Raw genomic sequence first — 18901 nt, 5'->3', positions numbered from 1 at the left:
GATGTCCACCATGGAGAGCATGGGGAAGAAGAAGCCGCGTCCTCGCCGCTCGTTCACGCCGGAGTTCAAGGCCGAGATCGTCGGGCTGTGCCGTCGTGGTGACCGCTCGGTCGGCCAGGTGGCCAAGGACTTTGATCTGACGGAGACCGCGGTGCGGTTCTGGGTCGGCCAGGCCGAGACCGACGCGGGCGAAAGGCCCAGACTGACCAGCGGCGAACGAGAGGAACTGGCCCGTCTGCGGCGGGAGAACCGGCGCCTGCGGGAGGATGTGGAAGTCCTCAAGCGTGCGACGGCTTTCTTCGCGACGGAGACCCGGTGAACGCGCACCCGTTCATCGAGGCGGAGAAGCAGAGCGGCCACAGCGTCAAACGCGCCTGTGAGCTGCTGAAGGTCTCCCGAGCCGCCTTCTACGCCCGCCGCACCGGCATCCCCGGCCCCCGCGCGGCCCGCGACGCCGAACTCACCGAGAAGATCAACGAAGTTCACCAGGCATCCCGCGGAACCTACGGAGCCCCGCGCGTCCACGCCGCCCTCCAGCGCGAGGGCACCGCCTGCGGACGCAGACGTGTCGCCCGGCTGGTAAGAGCCGCCGGCCTCACCGGCCGCCACCGCACCACGGTCCCCGACCCCAGCGCACCCACTCGGCCCGACCTGGTCGCGCGTGACTCCCTGCCCGACCCCACAGCGGCCGATACCCGCTGGTGCGGCGACATCACCTACCTCCCCACCGAGGATGGATGGCTCTACCTGGCCACCGTCATCGACATCGCCACCCGCCGCGTCATCGGCTGGGCCACCGCCGACCACCTGCGGAGCGAACTCGTCGCCGACGCCCTCGGGCAGCCTGCACCCAGCGCCGCCCGCCCCGTGGGGTGATCTTCCACTCGGACCGCGGCTGCCAGTACACCAGCCGCGAATTCACCGTACTTTCCGCAGAGTTGGGCATCAGGCTATCTGTCGGCCGCACCGGCCAGTGCTGGGACAATGTCCTGGCCGAGTCCTTCTTCGCCACCCTGAAGAGGGAACTTCCCCGTGACCGGCCCTGGCCCAGCCGGACCGCCGCGCGCCGACATCTTCGAGTATGTCGAGAGCTGGTACAACCTTCGCAGACTGCACAGCAGTCTCGGCTACCGCAATCCCGCCGACTACGAAACCGCCCTCGCAGCCTGACCGATACAACCAACGTGTCCGTCAAAGCGGATCAAGCCCACAGGTAGCTGGCGGCAGGAAAGGTAGAGGCGGGGTAGACCAGCCGGAGCTGAACGAGCAGGTCGCCGTAGCGGAGAACCTCCCATTGCAAGTTGAGCAAGTCCTGGTGAGTCGGCGAGCGGGTCTGGGCAGCGCGCGAGAAGGGCTTCGGTCACCGCGATCTCCGCCAGAGGTTTTAAGGTGGTCTTGGCAGCAGCCTCGGAGGACAGCTTCATCTCCTGCGCCCTGGCGAGGTGCGGCAGGGCGTCATGCAGCCAGCCGATGGCGGTCGGCAGGATTGCCTGGCTGCGCGGCGCACGGTGTCACTCACCTGCGGCATGACTGCCCCAAGAACCGCTGGGCGATGGAAGCGTGCAGCAGCGCGTAGGGGTTGCCAGTTGCCCGGCGGAGCAGCAGGCGCAGCGCCTGGGGCAGAGCTGCCGTCTGCGTTTGGCCTGGGGTGTGGGGCGATCTAGCGGGCCAGACGACTGACGGTGCGGTGATCGCCGTGCAGCATGGAGTAGGTGAAGGTCCGCGCAGACCTGGCTCGGCTGACGTTCAGCTGGCTGGCGACGCAAACCGGCGCTGCAACGCCGCTCCGCATCCGACTATCTCACACCCATCGGGTCCGGACAGCAGTTGAGCACTTCATGCGGGGCCCGCTCGTCGGGTGAAGTTCATTGCTCACTCCTGGGTTTGAGCCTCAAAAACCGTCGTCTCATAGCGAGGGTTCCAACAATGGGGTGGACTCACCTCCCAGCCCCGAGGGCTGACGTCCCATCATCTCCACAACTTTAGTTTACTTTGCCATTTATTTACCATGCGCTACAGTTGACAACTCGACAGGAAGAAGGAGAGGGATCGATGGATTATCTGATGCTCAGGTCCAGGAGGATATGGAAAGCCAAGGTCGTGGCAGCCTCAGCCTTCGGCCTGGTCGCCACATCCGCTCTCCCGGCTTTCGCGGCAGGGAACGAAGATCGGGTACTCCGGGCAGAGGGAGCCGGAGAGCGCATCTATACCAGTGCATCCGACATCCCTGCTGACGGACTCAAGTACAACATCGTGCTGCCGTACTACCAGGAGAACAACGCATACGCAGAGAACGCCGGCAAGGTGGTGGACCTCTCAACCGTGGGCGTGGAGCGAACTCTTACGGTGAGCGATGCCAAAACAACATCGCAAACAATTACCGACGGCGGCCCCGCACAGTTCAGCCTGGACATCGGGACCCTCCTGAACTTCGGCATCAAGTCCCTGAAGCAATTCGGTGTCGGCGGACTTCCCAAGGACCCTGGCGGCCGCGCCGGCAGTACAGGGAACATGCTGTACAACACCGATACCGTCACCAACTCGACCAGCCAGACGTTCACCCAGACCGACAGCATGAAACTTACACCGAGAAAGCCGATGACCGCGGAACCGGTGTTTTTCAAGGCCAAGACCGTCTCTGACGTGTGGTCAAAAGACCCAGCATCCGGGAAGCTGAAACTGGAGCGGGCAAACGTCGTCAGTGATGTTGTCGTCAAACAGGGGTGGCTGCTGAAGTGCGATGGCAAGGTATGCAAGCCCGGAACTGACTTCACCTCGCCGGGACAGAATGACTCCGACGCCGAGTTCAAGACAGCGAGCGAACTCCCTCCCGTCAACGCTCCCGACAACCCCGGAAACACGTACTACGATGACAGCTGGATCAAGTTCGTCGGAAGAGGGCCGAAAGCCTGCAAGATAGAACGGGGTGGCACCATATGGCACTGGGCAGTGCCAGAGGAGCAGGTAAAGATCACCTGCCCCGGAGCGGAGAGCCTGCAGAACACGAAACCGTTCAGCAAGTACCGGGTTCACCTGACCAACACTCAAGGCGACAGCGTCAGGACCGACCCCGGAGGGGCCCTGGTCGCGACCGGAAACAAGGACAGCAACGGGCACTATCGATACGTCAGCCCCAGGGCCCGGAACCTCGCGTCTGTCACCCCGATGCCTAACGGCAAACAGGTCGACAGCCGTCTCGCGGCCAACGACGGTTTCACGGTTGTACCGAACCAGCCGACCTACATATCGATGGTCGGAATGAGCCACGGTAACAAGAAACAACACTTCTACTTCGACGTCTACCCCGTCGAATAGCCAAGCACGGGGCTCAAAAGTCGCTCCCGCCGGTCTCGGGCCCACCCCCCTGAACGGATCAGCCCGAGTCCGGTCCCGTATCCCCAAGAAGACCACACCACCCAGCACAGCTTCCGCAGGACCAACAGGGCGACGCAGGACGTCAGACAGTGAGGTACGAGACCCTTCCCGGCATGCTCTTGTCCCCTCACGCTTTCGCGCCCAGGTGAGCCAGGCGATCCAGGAACCCCCTTCCCGAGTCCGTCCCGACTGAGCCGGGATACAGCGAAGCGCAACATGGCGGACCACGGACATCACACGGTTCCCCAGCGCCGCCCATCTCGTCTCCTGGGCTGGAGTCTGCCCGGACCACCGCGGGTCTGCAGGGAAACACAAGTCCGGCAGACGACGCCTGGGCAACCGATGGCTCGGCACCGCGGCCATGACCGCCTCCCCCACCTGGGAGACCGCTTACCCCGGCGCCCGCTACCACCGGCTCATGCCCCGCCTGGGCAAGAAGAAGGCACTGGTCGCTCTGGAACACTCGCTCCTGACCGCGCTCTGGCACATGCTCACCCAAGACACCGAGTACGCCGACCTCAGCGGCGGCTACTACGCCAGGTGCGCCCCCGAGCGCGCCATGCACCTCACCCGCCAGGCCCATGCCCTCGGCTTCACCGTCCACTTCAACCCCACCCAAACCGCATGAACCCACCCCACCAGGCCCCAGCTGGCCTGGACTCACCCTTCATTTTCGGACCAGCGATCAGGGAAACCTGGGCCACGACGCCCTCATGAATAGACCTCCAGGTCGCGGAGGTCACGAGTGTGGGGTAGACAGATCGCATGACGCGCATTTCGCACAGGCACTCACTGGTTCGATGCACCGCAAGCTGCCAGACGCGTGCATTCCGAATTGCCGCGCCTTCGTCGCCCGTTGCGGGGATATCTACTTCAGTGAATCTCTTCCACCCCGCCCCGGATGGGTTATGACGCTGGGGCGAGCCGCAGAAGGACTGCCTCAACGCCACTGGTCGGGGGGGGCTTCCCTGCTCGCGGCACACAGCCCCTGACATGCAGGACCAGAAGATGAAGAAGACTCATTACCAGGTAGTGAAGATTGCCCGTGCAGCGCGTTCAGTGAGACCGCCCGGATTGGTTTGAAGGTTTTATGGTGATGCGCTTCGCCGCCTTGTGTGCTCGCCATACGGGCAGCAGCTTTCCGGTGACGCGCAGCCCCGCAATCGGGGGAATTATCATTGCGTCGGCATTCGCCGTCTTTCAAATGTTCGGCTATCACAGTTATGCACTCCCCACTGCAAACAACGATGTTTATCGCTACACGGTTCAGACCTACGCTGCAACTGGTATCAGTTCCGCTGAAGTGACACACAGGGCAGCTGCGGATTGGTGTGGCTCACGATATAGAAATGAAACGGCCTCCCGCCGGATTGAGGGTTCTGTCGATGCGAAGCCAAACCCCGGCGTTTACAGTGGCTGCCTGGACTGGCTGACTCGCCACGACGCCACAACCGAGCGGTATAAAAAGATCTTTTACGCTCGGCCCGGCTACCCCTTCATCGCCTCACTGGTCGCGCCTCTCACCGGTGTGTGGGCGGCACTGTGGGTCGTTTCGCTTTGGTTCGCCCTGGCGGGTGGTGCTCTAGTGATCGTCTTGATCCGGCTTGCGGGCGGCGGTACCCGTGCCGCCTGGGTCGGCGAGATCCTCTTCTTCACCCTGCCTACTGGCAGCATGAGTGTGCAGCGGCTCACAGACGGGCCTGCCGTCACGATCATACTGGCGACTTTGACCGGCGCGGTTTTGCTCGCTTGCCGTCGCGCCTTGCTGCCTGGGGTATTTACAATCTGTGGTGCTCTCACACTAGGCTACTTCGTTCGCTACTCAAGCTTCACTCTGCTCTGCGCCGCCCTGCTGGCAACTTCGCTGGTGTGCCTGGTGCGGCGTCACTCTCGTCATGCCGGAACCGTCGTACTCGCCGGAGTGTCCTCCGCCGGGCTTGCGGGGATCACCGTCGGAGCCCACCTCATGGGCTGGCCTGGGGTGTCAAGCACAATGCAGGACACCTTCACCAACCACTTCAAGCAGCCAGACGTCGCCGACCCCGTTCACCAGTTGGTCAGACTTAACATCGATTTCTGGTCGTACCTGCCTTGGCAGAATGACACCATGGCTTTCCTGCCGCTCGCGTTGTGCGGACTATCACTCGCCGCGCTCTGGCGTACCAACGTCACCGTCGCGATCCTCATCACTGGAGGTGCTCTCACTGGCGTCCTTACTGTGATTGCGCACCCCGTCTACGGCCAGCACGCTCGTCTCCTCCTCCCCATCTGGCTGCTTCCTGTCCTTGGACTCCCTTTCCTGAGCCTCCAAAAGAATCCGACTGGAGTATCTGATTACCGGTAATGGGGTGTGCCAACTTAGCCTTGATCCACCGCCGGACGCCTTGTGGATAACGTCTTGGAAAACAAGAAAGTGCCTTGTGACCTGCAATGATGGGAGTTCTTCAGGCTTCCAGCACGCATAATCAGCAAGGCACTTCCGAGATGCAAGTTTCCCACACGCCAGCGGCGGTCTCCGCCGTGTTCGATGACCCGAATCTGATCGCGCATGCCGGGCTGGTCCCGGTGATGCGACTGGCCGGGCGGTGCGGTCTGCCCCGGCTGGTGACGGAGAAGGTGAGGCTGACCGGGGCGAAGAACGGCGCGGGTGCGGCGGCGGACGCCAAGGTCACCAGCATCGTGGCCGGCATGGCCGCAGGGGCCGACAGCATCGACGACCTGGGCGCGCTGCGCCACGGCGCGATGCCGACCGTGTTCCGAGGGATCCGTGCCCCGTCCACCCTGGGCACCTTCCTCCGCTCCTTCACCCATGGCCATGCCCTCCAACTCCACGCTGTCCACCGCAGGTTCCTCGCGGAACTGGCCGCGCACACCCCGCTGCTGCCCGGCTCCGACGAGAAGGCATTCATCGATGTCGATTCCACCCACAAACGCGTCTACGGCCGGGCCAAGCAGGGTGCCGAGTACGGCCGGTTCAAAGGCATCCGCACCCTGCACCCCCTGCTCGCCACGATCTGCACCCCCGCCTCCCGGCCGGTGATCGCCACCGTGCGGATGCGCCGCGGCAAAGCCGCCGACTCCCGCGGCGCCCCGAAACTCGTCAGCGAGGCCCTGGCCACCGCCGTCGAGGCCGGCTGCACCGGCATGCGCATCCTGCGCGCGGACTCGCAGTTCTACAACGCCGGTGTCATCGCCGCCTGCCGCCGGGCCGGCGCCCACTTCTCGGTCACCACCGGCATGAACCCCTCCATCAAACGGGCCATCCACAGCATCCCCGACACCGCCTGGCAGCAGATCACCTACCCGACCGCAGTGCCCGACCCGGAGACCGGCGACCTCATCCCGGACGCCGAAGTCGCCGAGATACCCGTCTACGCCGCCTTCGTCAGCCGCAGGAAAGCCTCGCGGGTCACGGCCCGGCTGATCGTGCGCCGGGTCCGTGACCTCGCCAAACCCGCCACCGTGGGCGAGCAGGGCGAGTTGTTCCCCGTCTGGCGCTACCACCCGTTCTTCACCGACAATCCCGCCCGGACCCTCCAGGCCGAGCAAGAACACCGCCACCACGCCGTCGTCGAACAGGTCATCGCCGACAGCAAAGCCTCCGCCCTGGCCCACCTGCCCTCGGGACACTTCCATGCCAACTCCGCCTGGCTGACCCTGTGGGCGATGACCTGCAACCTGCTGCGGGCGGCCGGCGCACTGGCCTCCGCCTTCCACGCCAAGGCCACCACCGCCACTCTCCGCACCCACCTGGTCCAGGTTCCGGCCCGGATCGCCCGCTCCGCACGACGCATCACCCTGCACCTGCCGCACAACTGGCCCTGGCAGCATGCCTGGACACACCTCTTCGACACCGTCCACGGCCCACCCGGCTGACACGACCAGCCCCTACCCGACCCGCCCACCGCCAGGGCCCAACCGGAACCGAACCCGTGGAAAAGCTGGGCAGACCAGCGACTACAACCTGCCCATGCCCAACCACCGACCTCAAACCGGCTCGAAACCGGTCACAAGATCACTCCCCAAACCACGTCGGTGGATCAGGGCTTAGACGCAATGCCGTTGTTTTAGGCCTCGGGCGTAGGTTCCTGGGTAGTGGTCCCAGGGGGTGGTTCGGGTGTCTGTGCGCGTTTCGGAGTTATCGGGCCTGGGGCTGTTGACCTGGGTGTATCCACCGGGGTTGGTGGATCGGGTGGTCGCGGCTTGCGGGTGCGGGGAGCAACGCAAGCGGCTGCTTCCCGCGCGGCTGGTGGTGTACTTCGTGCTGGGGCTGGCGCTGTTCTCTCCAGCTCCGTATCTGGAAGTGATGCGGCACCTGGTGGAGGGCCTGCGGGGCCAGGGGCTGCTGGGAGACTGGCGCGTGCCGGCGAAGTCCTCGCTGTTTCGGGCCCGGCAGCGGCTGGGCTGTGAGCCGCTGCGGGTGCTGTTCGCCACGACAGCGAAGCCGATGGCCACTGAGGCGACACCCGGCGCATTCTGGCGCGGGTTGCGGCTGCTGGCGGTGGACGGGACCTGCTGGGACGTCGCGGACAGCGAAGCCAACGAGGCCGCGTTCGGACGTCCGGGCAACGGCCGCGGGCCGGGCAGGAGCGCGTTTCCGCAGGTGCGGATGGCTGCTTTGGCGGAGGTCGGCAGCCATGCGGTGCTGGACGCGGAACTCGCCGGCTGCCGCACCGGGGAGGTCACCCTGGCCGGCCGCCTGCCCCGTTCTTGCGGCCAGGGTCAGCTCGTCCTGGCCGACCGTGAGTTCCTCGGCGTCCCGTTGTGGCAGGCCTTCACCGCCACCGGCGCCGATCTGCTGTGGCGAGTGCCCGCCAACCGCGTCCTGCCGGTCATCAAACAGTTCCGGGACGGGTCGTGGCTCTCACAGATCCGGGCAAGCAGCGGCCCCGCCCGGCACGAGCCGGTCACTGTCCGGGTCCTGGCCTACCAGCTCAAGGACCAGGTCAGTAAGGACGCCGCTGACAACTACCGTCTGGTCACCACTTTGCTGGACGCCCGACGCCATCCGGCCCGGCAGCTGGCCGCGCTCTACCGCGAACGCTGGGAGGCCGAGTCCGTCTTCGCCGAGCTCAAGACCCATCAGCGCGGCGCACGTGTCGTACTCAGCAGTAAAACCCCCGATGGCGTCCGTCAGCAGATCTGGGCACATCTGCTGGTTCACCATGCCCTGCGCGAACTCATGCTGAGAACGGCTGCCACCCGTGGCCTGGACCCCGACCGGGTCTCCTTCACTGAAACCCTGCGCTCCGCCCGCCGCAGTGTGACTGTCACGCCGGGCAGTTTTTCCCCCTGACCTCCTGGTCCGGGCCTTGGTGATGCTCGAGCAGGACCTTCTCGAACGGCTCCTGCCCGCCAGACGGCTCCGCAGCCAGCCCCACGTCGTGAAACGCAAGATGTCCAACTACCGGCTCAAACGGGCTGAACACCATGCATGGCCACAACCCACCCGCACCGGCGCACAAGCCATCCTCATCACAAGACCCCAACCCGCAGGCCCGTAACGCAACGGCATTGGGCTTAGACGGTGTCTTATGTGGTGGGTTGGTCGTTGGTTGGGTTATGGGGAGTGGGCGGTGGGGTTGGATTGTTCCTGCGGGTTTGTGGGAGCTGGTGCGGCCGTTGCTGCCGGCGGACAAGGTCCGTCCGCAGGGTGGCGGCACGGCGAACATCGACCATGAAGCTGTGTTCGCCGCGGTCGTGTACGTCTTGGTCAGCGGCTGTGCCTGGCGTGCTCTGCCGCCCTGTTCCGGGGCCTCGAGAGCGACGGTTCACCGCCGTTCCTGATCTGGTCGAGAGCGGGAGTGTGGGGCTGGCTGCACCAGACAGTCCTCGACCGGCTCGCCGCGAAGGGGCTGCTGGACTTGTCCCGTGTGGTGCTCGACTGCGCTCACGTGCGGGCCAAAAAGGGGGCGAACTTGCAGGTCCGTCGCCCGTGGACCGGGGCAGGCCGGGTTCCAGGATGCACATCCTGTCCGACCGCGGAGGGCTGCCCCTCGTCGTGGGCATCTCCGCCGGCAACACCCACGGCCTCCACGGACTGAAACCCATGGCTGCCGGACTCCGGTCACGGCACGACCCGGAACGGGGACGGCGCTACAAGCCCCGCAAACTCCACGCCGACAAGGCCTACGACACCTCCGAACTGCGTCGATGGCTCCGCGGGAAACGTATCGCCGTCCGCATCGCCCGCAAAGGCATCGACTCCAGCGAACAGCTCGGACGTCATCGCTGGGTGATCGAGCGCACCATGTCCTGGCTCACCGGATACCGCCGACTCTCACCCAGGTATGAACGCCAACCCCGCAACTACCTCGCCTTCCTCGGACACGCCGCCGCACTCCTCTGCTACAAGAGACTCCTCCAACTCACCACATAAGACATGCTGTAAGCGCCCCTGTCTCACATTCGGCGGTAACGCAGAGTCATGAAGGATCGTTGACATCCTCGTGAAGGATGTCAACGATCTTGTGCAGATGGTGTTTTCGGGGCTGTCCCCGCTGGTCATCGAGGGTGTGGTCGACGAGGGTGAGCGGATCGTGGTGCGGGCACGGACTCCGCAGGACACTGGGTCTGCCCAGTGTGCGGGGCGTCGTCGGGGTGTGTGCACGGCTATCACTGGCGGACAGTGGCTGACGTACCGGTCGACGGTCGGCAGGTGGTGGTCCGTGCGCGGGTGCGGCGTCTGGTGTGTCCTACGCGCGGCTGCCGTCACACCTTCCGTGAGCAGGTGTCCGGGGTGCTGGAACGTTACCAGCGACGCACTACCCGTCTGACCAGGCAAGCGAAGGCCGTGGTCAAGGAGTTACTGAGTTTTCGGGTGTGGTGTCGCGGAGGGATGACGTGTGGTGATCCTCGCGGTATGCCCGGACTATGAGGTATCCGCAAGGCGGTGTCTGGCCGACGAGCGGCGTGCATTTCGCGAGCGCATCCGTATGGAAGCGGTCGGGACGTTCGCCGCAGGGCAGGACAACATGACGGTGTCGAAGCAACTGCGGGTCAGTGTGCGGTCGGTGCGGCGGTGGCGCCGTTCCTGGCAGAACGGCGGGCCACAGGCCCTGCGTTCCCGGGGCCGGCCGCCCACTGCAAGCTGAGTGAGCCTCTGTTCACGGTGCTGGAGAAGGAGCTGGCCGAAGGGCCGGTCGCGTACGGCTGGCCGGACCAGACCTGGACGCTGGTGAGGATCAGGATGTTGATCGGACGCCGGTTCCACAAGACCCTCGCACTGTCGACCATCATGGAGACGCTCCGCAGCCACGGGTTCAGCCACCAGGTCCCGGCCCGGCGTCCTCTGGAGCGTGACGAGGAGAAGGTCACCGGCCGGGTGAAAGACACGTGGCCGCAGGCGGAAGCACCGCGGCGGCGCTCGGGGCCTTCATCGTCTTCGAGGACGAGGCCGGATTCTCGATGACGCCGCCCACCACCCGCACCTGGGCCCGCCCCGGTCACACACCCGTGATCCGGGTGCGAGGACGCTCCCAGCGCCGCTTCTCCATCGCCGCCCTGACCTGCTACAAACCCGGCGAACGATCCCGGCTGATCTTCAGGCCCAGACGACATGCGGACCACAAGGGCGGTGGCCGACGCAGCTTCACCTGGGCCGAATACCGCGACCTCCTGACCGCCGCCCACCAGCAGCTCGATGCCCCGTTGGTACTCGTCTGGGACAACTTGAACATGCACTTGCATGCCCGACTACGCGCCTTTATCGACGCCCACGACTGGATCACTTCCTTCCAGCTGCCGCCTAGTGCTCGATTCCTCAAAGGCGGTACTCAAAACGGCGTCGGAGTGTGCGTGTTGGTGGGGCGGGGCGGCCCCAGATCCAGGGTTTGGCACGGGCGTTGAGCTGGGCGGTTGCGATTCTGGTGGCGTGGTCGATCTCGTCGGGGTCGGCGAAGGACTGCCCTGCCAGGGCCGCTTTGCGGAAGAGGCGCCACCAGCCCTCCTGGAGGTTCAGCCAGCACGCACCGACGGGGATGAAGGCGTGGGAGATCCTCGGGTGGCCCTCCAGCCACTCACGGGTGGCCTTGCTGTTGTGGGAGGAGAGATTGTCGGTGACGATCACGATTTTCCCGGCGGGGTTGGCGTCTTCGACCAGCTGCAGGAACTGCTGGTAGTTGGCGCTGTTGCGGGAGGAGGCGGCCATCGTGATCTCGTTCCCGTCGGCCGGCCGCAGGGCGCCGTAGACCCAGGTCTTCTCCGGCCCGCGGCTGTAGTCGAGCTCGGCCTTGATGCGGTGGCCGTCCGGTGACCAGCCCGGGGCGGGCGGGAACGTGCGCGGGATCACTGGTCCGAGCTCGTCCGCGCAGATCACCGTGGCGTTCTCCGGCGGGTCCGTGTACAGGCCGACGATCCTCGTCCTTTTGGGGAGAACTCCGGATCACGGCTGGTGATCCAGGACCGGGTGCGGCGCCAGCGCACGCCCTCGGCCAGGAAAATTCTGCGGACCTGGGAGCGCTGGATATCGATGCCCTGGCGCCGGGCCGCTTCGGCGAGGGTGTCCAGGGTCCACTCGCCCGGGGCCGATTCGTCCTCGGCGGCCAGGTCGCCCCAGGGCTCCCGCACCAGCCGGCCCGGCGGGTCGCAGCGGACCAGCTCGATAATCCGCGAGCGTTCGTCCTCGGTGATCCGCCGCTTGCGCCCGCAGCCGGGACGGTCGCCGAGTCCATCCATGCCCTGGGTGTTGAACCGGTGCAGCCACTTGCACACCGTCTTGTGATGACATCCGAGCCGGGACGCTATCACCGGAACACGGTCGCCTTCCCAGCTCAGCACGATGATCCTGGCCCGCAGGATCCAGTCCGCCGGCGCATGCCGGGCACCGGCCAGCCTGCGGACCTTCCCCTCCTCGGCCACGTCCTGGGCAGGACGGCCCGACAACAGTTTCGGCACGGCAACTCGCCCCCGAGAAGCCCGAACCGGCAACCCCACACCCCTACAACTACCCCGCCAAAGCGGAATCGAGCACTAGACTGGCCCACCGTCCAAGATCGGAACGCGATTCAGCGAACCGGCCAACGGAGTGCCGTCTCTGGCCCACTCACTCGCGGCCGTCCACCCAGAGGCGGCAACCGCCAGCTCAAACGCGCAATGTTCCTGCCCGCGTCCGCCGCCCTGCACGATCCCGCTTCCCGCACCTACTGCGACCGACGCCGGGCCCGAGGGAAGACCCACACCCAGGCCCTCCTACACCTGGCCCGACAGCGGATCAGCGTGCTGTTCACGGCGCTCCGCGACGGCACCTTCCACGAACCCCGCCCCCACCCGCCTCGCTCAACGAAAGACCTAGGTGCACCGTGAAGTGCAAGCTGTTCGAGTGTCGGTGAAAGGACACCATCGCCACGATCCTCCACGATTCGGGCCCTCCAACGGACCCAATGCGGTTCAAAGAGCCGCACCTTCTGTCACAGAGCCGGGTGAACCGGGCCTAGGGCGGATGGCACCAGCATATTCGGGGCCCCACTTGGGGTGCTGGAAGACCTCAGGGAGCGTAACGACATCGGTTCCGGTGCGCTCTGCATGGACCATGCTGTGGTGCCCGGCGTAGATACCCACGTGGTATAGGGGGGCATCGAGACGGGAGAAAAACAGCAAATCACCCGGCAGTAGGCGGTCCTGGGAGACCGGGGCGCCTCTCCGGTGCTGGGCAACGGTGTAGTGGGGCAGGTCCACGGTGCCGCCACTGGCGCGATACCAGCAGTACAGAGCCAGGCCACTGCAGTCGAAGCCGATAATGTTCTCGGCGCTGCATACTCCGTTGAGGTAACCGTTGACGCTGTCGCAGAAGCCGATGCTCGGGCCGAGGCGGTCGCCGCCGCCCCAGGCGTAGGGCACGCCTGCCTGCTCCTGGGCAATCTCCATCGCGCGCACGCCGACACTGCCGCCGCTGTCGTCGTGTGCACGGGCGGTGCCTTTCCCCAGCCAGGTGCCCGCACTGACGGCGAGAGTGGCGGCCAGAAAAGAACGCCGCGCTGGGGATACCGTCGTACGCGGAAAAAATGAAGGAGTCACGCTCTCTCCCAACGGCGGGGCAGCCGGGATCCGATTCCCGCCCGCCAGCACTCCGAAAAGAGTAATCGGCTACGGTATGGTGCACGACTCCTGCCGGAGAGTCTTCCTTGGAACCCTTTCCATGTGTACGGCCTGCAGGTGCTGAGGCTGAACTCGCGGGGGTAAAGCGGTGACGGTCTGCGACCCCTGCGGTATTCCTGGGTCCCGAGTCATGTGCCCCGTGTGGCGCTCCTTCGTGTCGTCAGCGCAGCCAGGACGGATCCGTGGGAAGCTCCTTGGGCCCGTCCCGGCAACGCCAGCCTCAGACACCTGCCCGGCATCGCCGCCGTGGCCGCGCTCAAGAACATCGCAGCCTCGGCCGGGAAGAGCTTTCAGAACGCCTACCGGAAGATCAAGTGCAACAGCGAGCGGCCGCCATACCCCTCGGAGGGCCTGCAACCAGGCCCTCCTGCGTCGCAGACAGCCCGGAGAAGAAAAGATCCGCACCGCCGAGCCTCTTCGCGTGACCATACGGGAGAAACCGACGGGGCAATGATCGCCCCAGCAGAACTCATACTTCTTGGGATGCACCCACCCGGACGGATCCACGATGCCGGCCTGTCCGGAACCTGTCGCCAAGCCTCGTCCGCTGGCCCGCTCGGCCGACGGCCCAGCAAGCTCCGCACCAGCTATTCGCCGCAAACCCCCGGCACTGCGGCGCCGATGTACTTGACCACTCCAAGGACATGTTGCTGGCCCAACAGAGCCAGGCCGAGGCCAACGACCACCGCACACCCGGCCACTGACCTTGACTCACCCTTCTTTTCCGGACCAGCCCCCTCCATGAGTGTGCACTTACCCTGTCTCCGGAGTAAGGGAGTCCCGCAGCAGGGGACGATGGATAAGAAAAGGCGGATACATATATGCAGCGCCGGGCAGCAAGCGCTGCACGGAAGCATCCGAGCGCCATCTAAGCGATCTTAAATAATCGAGTTGCGGCCGGGGTCACCACAGCGGCGCGGCGTGTCAGGGCAGGCCAACAATGGTGTGCAATTCCGAATGCTGGTGCAGGAGCGGGACGGGCATGTCTTGTAATTGCCCGAGCACCATACCCGCCCGATTGGTTTCAGATCCGGAGATCTGGAGGGAGACCCGCTGTCGAGGAACTGCAGTGTCTTGCCCACGGTGACCTCGTGCCTGCTGGCAAAGAAAGCGCTCTGGGGAGCAGTCCAGCTCTGGACCGGCAGGCGCACAGACTGTGGAGCCGTATCCGCTCGTTCGGTGTCAGGCCTGGGATCCTCAAGTACCGCCCCAGCTCCGCTTCCTGCTCCGGCTGGAGCTCCAACCGACAACGGTCCCGCTATGCCAAGGCCCCTCCGGGGACACATTTCCAAGACCGCATCCGCTCCGCCAGGATCGCTCAGCAGAGAGCCAGAGCCTTTGCTACATACCGCAGTCAAGTACGTGGCCATCCGTCTGGCGGTCTGCGTCCTGCTTTCGTTCGCCAGCGTGCCCACCATGACAAGACCTGCGCCAGCGGCGTCTTCACTAGCTGACAGCCAGCAGGATTTCGCCAGTGCCGCCGCAGAGTTCCACGTGCCGCTGCCAGTGCTGCTGGCCTTGAGTTATGAAAGCTCGTGGTGGGAGTCACACCATGCGCACCCGAGCGTGAGCGGCGGCTACGGCCTCCTCCACCTCACCGCTACCGCCGCCGCACATACGGCCGACTTGCCACCCACTCTGGACCAAGCAGCCAGTCTTACCGGGGCCTCCCTTAAGCAGCTGAGGACAGAGGACCGACAGAACATCAGGGGAGGGGCAGCCCTGCTGGCCTCCTACGAAAAGTCCCTGGTGGGAACCTACCCACGTGATCCAGCCCGGTGGTACGGGGCGGTCGCCCGCTACAGCCAGGCCGCCACTGCCCGCAGCGCTGGGCTGTTCGCAGACCGGGTGTACACCATCATACGAGAAGGCCTGCAACACGTCAGGCCAGACGGCCAGAGAATCCGGCTTGCCGCTTCTGCGGTCACTCCTGACAGGAGCCAGTTGACGAGACTCGGTCTCAGACCGAATGATGTGGCAACAGGTGCTGAGTGCCCTGCCAACGTCACCTGCCGATTTACGCCGGCGGCCACGGACAACTACCAGGTATCCAACCGGCCAGCCAACGGACTCGCACCCCTCTACATCGTGATCCATGTTGTGGACGGCAGTTACAGCTCCGCCATCGACACGTTCCAGGACCCGGACAGCCGATTGTCAGCACACTATGTCATGCGGTCCTCCGATGGAGCCGTCACACAGATGGTGGCCAACAAGGACGTGGCCTTTCACTCTGGCAACTACTGGTTCAACCTGCACTCCATCGGCATTGAGCACGAAGGCTTTCCTGTCCAGGGAGCCACATGGTTCACCCCTACCCAGTACCAAGCGACCGCTGATCTCGTGCGCCACCTGTCGGCGAGATACCACATTCCCCTCGACAGGGAACACGTCATCGGACATGACAACGTCCCGGGAGCGTCCCGCGAAAGTATTTCCGACATGCACTGGGATCCAGGGCCTTACTGGGACTGGACACGATTCATGAGCCTGCTCACACAGCTCCCCGCCCCGGCTCTCACAGGCTCTCCTCACACAGGGGAAGCAGTGACGATCTCTCCGGACTTCGCCACGAACAGACAGAGCGTCCAAGTCTGCGGGCAGACAGCAAGGGCGTGGAGCGCCCCGCTGTTCAAGTACAGCCAGCTTCCGGCAGGGTGCACCACGCAGAGCGAGCCCTCGAACTTCCTCCCCGTGCACACCGGACCCAGCCAGGACACAGCACTGTTTCCCGATCCGGCCCTTCATCCAGGAGAAGATTCAGGGACTAGCCTGATCGAGGACTGGGGCAATACCGTGACCGCCGGTCAACAGTTCATCGTCGCCGACCAGAAAGAGGACTGGACCGCCATCTGGTTTTCTGGCCGGGTGGGATGGATCTTCAATCCCGGCGGACGCAACACGCGGCGTGCCAATGGCCCCCTTCACCTCATCCGCCCCCGCGCAGGCCGCACCAGCATTCCCGTCTACGGCACCGGGTACCCAATGCCCAACGCATACCCTCAGGGCTGGCCCCCCTCTGCCCAGTCCCCACAAGGCCTCTACGCGCTCTCCGCCGGCCAGACCTTGGTGGCGACAACGCCAGTCGCGGCAGATGACTTCTCCGCCAGACACCCGCCCGGCACGGTAGTGGCCAGCAGCGAACGCTACGTCACAGCCCAGTTCAACCACCGCTTGGCTTTGCTGAACTCTGCGGACACCGAGCCCACAGGGCCTTCCCCGTGATCGTGGACTGAGGTTCCCCCAGGATGCAGCGGAGGTGACAGCAGGTCAGACGGTCCTCGTGGAGGAAAACTAACCATGGCTGCTCCCAGCAGGAGCTGTTGGAAGTGGTGTGCAGGTTTCCTGCCCATTCCAGGGGTTTGACCCGGTAGCCGGGCGGGGGCCCACGTAGGCAAACGGCCACCGACTGATCCTCCAAATGATGACGAACTGCCGCAGGACATCGGAAATGACCGCACTTGACAGTCTGTCCGCCCCTCCCCTGCACCCGCTCACCGAGGAAAACCTCACCTCGGTGAGTCCCAGCCTGCTCAGCACGGTGATCAAGACATTCGAGGACACGCTGATGCGAGCCGAGGCCGACGCACTCTGCAGCGCCGAGTACGGCCAGGCCAGCCAGACGCGGGGCAACCGGCGCAACGCTACCGCCCACCCGAGCAGGACACCCAGGTGGCTCTACCAGTGCCGTTGGCCCGCCTGTTCCGGCTTGGTTTAGACCACTCGTGTGTGCGACTCCGGCCTGAACTGGCCCCGCTGGGCAGGCTTCACACAAAGGGCCGTGAGACCGCTCCAGGCCGGAACCGGAGGTGTCCGATTCGGGCGGGCCCAACGCTCAAAGGTCTGTCAGCAATCGCGGGGAGCCGTCACGTCGGGTCACGAGAGCAGGATCATCTTTCTGAGGAGTTCGAATTCGCCTCGCCTGTACAGCTACTTCTTGATCTTCTTGCGATTGATGGCTCCCTCCGTACCGCCCGGACTTCACTGGAGGGTGAGAGGCGGGGACAGCGTTGAGGCCGGAGGTAAGCGCAGGCGAAGCCGCACCGGTGTCGGCGATCACGAATTTCGTGATCGCCGACACCCGCGGATCACCGCCGGACCCCGCGACGGCAGACAGGTACCGAACCACAAAGGGTTCCCCCCTTGAACGGGCGTGCCGACGGGGATAATGCCGGGCACCGTGATGTGCTCTACGGACCGTCCTGGGGGCGCTGCTGAGTTGCACAGTGGATGCCGCCGCCACCCGTAGCGATGGTGCTGATGTCGAGCTGGCGGACCTCGCGGCCGGGGTAGAGCTCCCTGACCTGGGCGGCTGCCCTCTGGTCGGCGCCCTTGTCGCCGAAGCGCGGCATGATGACGGCGCCGTTGACGAGGTAGTAGTTCACATAGCTGCCCAGGAAGTCGGCGCCGTGCTGGCCCGCCTTGCCTGGGTCTGCTTCGGTGATGCCGATGATCTGGAGTGTTCGTCCTTCCGCGTCCGTGGCTTTCCCGAGCACGTCGCGTGCTTGCTGGTAGGCGCGGGTGAAGTCGTCGTCAACGGTCCCGGGTGCCGGGCGGCTCATCACGACGACGCCGGGCCTGACGAAGCGGGCCAGGGAGTCGATGTGGTAGTCGGTGATGTCCTTACCCTTGACGCCCTTGACCCAGATGACTTTCCTGACGCCGAGCAGTTCCTTGAGCTCGCTCTCAATCTGGTCCCGGCTCTTGCCAGGATTGCGGTTGTCGTTGACCAGGGAGCTCTCGGTGACCAGTAGTGTGCCCGCGCCGTCGACTTCCAGTGATCCTCCTTCGGCCGTCAGCGGGGCCGATACCCGCCGCACGCCCTCTTCGCTGAGGATGCGCGCGGCCACCTTGGCATCGCGCGGGTGTTCCCTCTTGTTGCCCCACCCGTTGAAGTGGAAGTCGATTCCGGCCAGGCCTTGCCCGGTCCTGATGAAGGTCGGACCGCTGTCACGGATCCAGAGGTCCTCAACAGGCTGTTCCATCACAGTGACCTCCGGGCCGACCGCCTTGCGCGCCTCCGCAGCATCCTGGGGGTCGGCGAGCAGAGTCACCGGCTCATACTCCGCGATCGCCCGTGCCACCGCGGCAACCTCGGAACGCACCCCGGGAGTGTCCTGCTCCCAGATCTGCTCCGAGGGGTAGGCCATATAAGTCCGCTGGTGGCGCTCGCCCTCCTCCGGCATACGGCTGCCGACGGGCACTGGATCCGGCTTGTCACGGGTGGTACGGGCGCCGCCCGTACCGGAGCAGCCCGCCACGGCTGCGGCGGCAGCCATCAGGGCGCAGAGCCTGGACAGAGCCTTCTGCCTGCTGGACCGGAAACCGGACATCATGACCCCTCTTCGTACTGACTGAATTTTCAGTCAGTACGATCCTAAGGCATGACGGGGCAAATGCCTCTGCGCGGACACAGCAGGCCACCCCGTGC

Annotated in this window: 13 protein-coding genes and 7 pseudogenes; 16 read left to right on the top strand and 4 right to left on the bottom strand. The window is 65.1% G+C overall.

Features of this window, described 5'->3' with window-relative positions; translation table 11 throughout:
* The first annotated feature begins 10 nt into the window (after positions 1 to 10).
* The 13 genes and pseudogenes from DXZ73_RS36975 to DXZ73_RS40725 form a co-directional block, all read left to right on the top strand.
* The gene (locus DXZ73_RS36975; protein WP_116215306.1) at positions 11 to 319 is read left to right on the top strand and encodes a transposase; all 309 of its coding nucleotides are present in this window, start codon (positions 11 to 13) and stop codon (positions 317 to 319) included.
* A complete protein-coding gene (locus DXZ73_RS36970) occupies positions 316 to 876 on the top strand; it encodes an IS3 family transposase (protein ID WP_116215305.1) in 561 nt (186 codons plus the stop codon). The genes DXZ73_RS36975 and DXZ73_RS36970 overlap by 4 nt, the downstream gene beginning before the upstream one ends.
* A pseudogene (locus DXZ73_RS40730) lies at positions 873 to 1019 on the top strand (IS3 family transposase); the annotation flags it as partial. The gene DXZ73_RS36970 and the pseudogene DXZ73_RS40730, both read left to right, overlap by 4 nt.
* Positions 1020 to 1032: 13 nt before the next feature.
* The gene (locus DXZ73_RS39870; RefSeq protein WP_240351666.1) at positions 1033 to 1170 is read left to right on the top strand and encodes an IS3 family transposase; all 138 of its coding nucleotides are present in this window, start codon (positions 1033 to 1035) and stop codon (positions 1168 to 1170) included.
* Positions 1171 to 2052: 882 nt separating this feature from the next.
* Positions 2053 to 3315, top strand: coding sequence for a hypothetical protein (locus tag DXZ73_RS36960; RefSeq protein WP_162890482.1), 1263 nt, complete (start codon positions 2053 to 2055; stop codon positions 3313 to 3315).
* A gap of 259 nt (positions 3316 to 3574) precedes the next feature.
* Positions 3575 to 3733, top strand: a pseudogene (locus DXZ73_RS40200) (transposase); the annotation flags it as partial.
* Between the two features lie 3 nt (positions 3734 to 3736).
* Positions 3737 to 4003, top strand: a complete 267-nt coding sequence (locus DXZ73_RS39860) for a hypothetical protein (RefSeq protein ID WP_240351665.1) — start codon at positions 3737 to 3739, stop codon at positions 4001 to 4003.
* Positions 4004 to 4471: 468 nt separating this feature from the next.
* A complete protein-coding gene (locus DXZ73_RS38575; protein WP_162890481.1) occupies positions 4472 to 5719 on the top strand; it encodes a hypothetical protein in 1248 nt (415 codons plus the stop codon).
* Between the two features lie 140 nt (positions 5720 to 5859).
* Positions 5860 to 7251 carry an IS1380 family transposase gene (locus tag DXZ73_RS36945; RefSeq protein ID WP_116209103.1) on the top strand — a complete coding sequence of 464 codons (1392 nt, stop codon included), beginning with the start codon at positions 5860 to 5862 and terminating at the stop codon, positions 7249 to 7251.
* A 232-nt stretch (positions 7252 to 7483) separates the two neighbouring features.
* The gene (locus DXZ73_RS36940) at positions 7484 to 8671 is read left to right on the top strand and encodes an IS4 family transposase (protein ID WP_116211619.1); all 1188 of its coding nucleotides are present in this window, start codon (positions 7484 to 7486) and stop codon (positions 8669 to 8671) included.
* A 266-nt stretch (positions 8672 to 8937) separates the two neighbouring features.
* A pseudogene (locus tag DXZ73_RS36930) lies at positions 8938 to 9754 on the top strand (IS5 family transposase).
* 97 nt (positions 9755 to 9851) lie between these two features.
* Positions 9852 to 10183 (top strand): annotated as a pseudogene (locus DXZ73_RS36925) (transposase family protein); the annotation flags it as partial.
* Between the two features lie 65 nt (positions 10184 to 10248).
* Positions 10249 to 11193 (top strand): annotated as a pseudogene (locus tag DXZ73_RS40725) (IS630 family transposase); the annotation flags it as partial.
* Here DXZ73_RS40725 and DXZ73_RS36910 read toward each other — a convergent pair.
* A complete protein-coding gene (locus DXZ73_RS36910) occupies positions 11138 to 11692 on the bottom strand; it encodes an IS630 family transposase (protein WP_116208986.1) in 555 nt (184 codons plus the stop codon). The pseudogene DXZ73_RS40725 and the gene DXZ73_RS36910 sit on opposite strands and share 56 nt — an antisense overlap.
* Positions 11689 to 12270 (bottom strand): helix-turn-helix domain-containing protein, encoded by a 582-nt coding sequence (locus DXZ73_RS36905; RefSeq protein WP_116208984.1) that lies wholly within the window; start codon positions 12268 to 12270, stop codon positions 11689 to 11691. Before DXZ73_RS36905 ends, DXZ73_RS36910 begins: the two co-directional genes overlap by 4 nt.
* Positions 12271 to 12435: 165 nt before the next feature.
* On the opposite strand from DXZ73_RS36905, the pseudogene DXZ73_RS36900 reads away from it, so the two are divergent.
* Positions 12436 to 12678 (top strand): annotated as a pseudogene (locus DXZ73_RS36900) (hypothetical protein); the annotation flags it as partial.
* Positions 12679 to 12762: 84 nt separating this feature from the next.
* Here DXZ73_RS36900 and DXZ73_RS36895 read toward each other — a convergent pair.
* Complete coding sequence (locus DXZ73_RS36895) at positions 12763 to 13389, bottom strand: C40 family peptidase (RefSeq protein ID WP_162890480.1); 627 nt, start codon at positions 13387 to 13389, stop codon at positions 12763 to 12765.
* A gap of 1443 nt (positions 13390 to 14832) precedes the next feature.
* Between DXZ73_RS36895 and DXZ73_RS36890 the strand changes: the two genes are divergently transcribed.
* Positions 14833 to 16695 carry an N-acetylmuramoyl-L-alanine amidase gene (locus DXZ73_RS36890; RefSeq protein ID WP_240351663.1) on the top strand — a complete coding sequence of 621 codons (1863 nt, stop codon included), beginning with the start codon at positions 14833 to 14835 and terminating at the stop codon, positions 16693 to 16695.
* Positions 16696 to 16921: 226 nt separating this feature from the next.
* A pseudogene (locus DXZ73_RS36885) lies at positions 16922 to 17169 on the top strand (transposase); the annotation flags it as partial.
* A 491-nt stretch (positions 17170 to 17660) separates the two neighbouring features.
* Here the strand turns inward: DXZ73_RS36885 and DXZ73_RS36880 are convergent.
* Complete coding sequence (locus DXZ73_RS36880; protein ID WP_240351662.1) at positions 17661 to 18806, bottom strand: agmatine deiminase family protein; 1146 nt, start codon at positions 18804 to 18806, stop codon at positions 17661 to 17663.
* Positions 18807 to 18901 lie beyond the last annotated feature (95 nt).

Source organism: Streptoverticillium olivoreticuli subsp. olivoreticuli (genome assembly GCF_003391135.1).
In the GTDB taxonomy this organism is placed as follows: Bacteria; Actinomycetota; Actinomycetes; order Streptomycetales; family Streptomycetaceae; genus Streptomyces; species Streptomyces blastmyceticus.
This window is presented reverse-complemented; position numbering and strand designations above follow the sequence as displayed.

Bases quoted from the DNA above. Each gene is read 5' to 3' on its own strand.
- DXZ73_RS36975 (WP_116215306.1), top strand. From the start codon at position 11: ATGGAGAGCATGGGGAAGAAGAAGCCGCGTCCTCGCCGCTCGTTCACG.
- DXZ73_RS36945 (WP_116209103.1), top strand. From the start codon at position 5,860: ATGCAAGTTTCCCACACGCCAGCGGCGGTCTCCGCCGTGTTCGATGAC.
- DXZ73_RS39860 (WP_240351665.1), top strand. From the start codon at position 3,737: ATGACCGCCTCCCCCACCTGGGAGACCGCTTACCCCGGCGCCCGCTAC.
- DXZ73_RS36960 (WP_162890482.1), top strand. From the start codon at position 2,053: ATGGATTATCTGATGCTCAGGTCCAGGAGGATATGGAAAGCCAAGGTC.
- DXZ73_RS36880 (WP_240351662.1), bottom strand. From the start codon at position 18,806: ATGATGTCCGGTTTCCGGTCCAGCAGGCAGAAGGCTCTGTCCAGGCTC.
- DXZ73_RS38575 (WP_162890481.1), top strand. From the start codon at position 4,472: ATGCGCTTCGCCGCCTTGTGTGCTCGCCATACGGGCAGCAGCTTTCCG.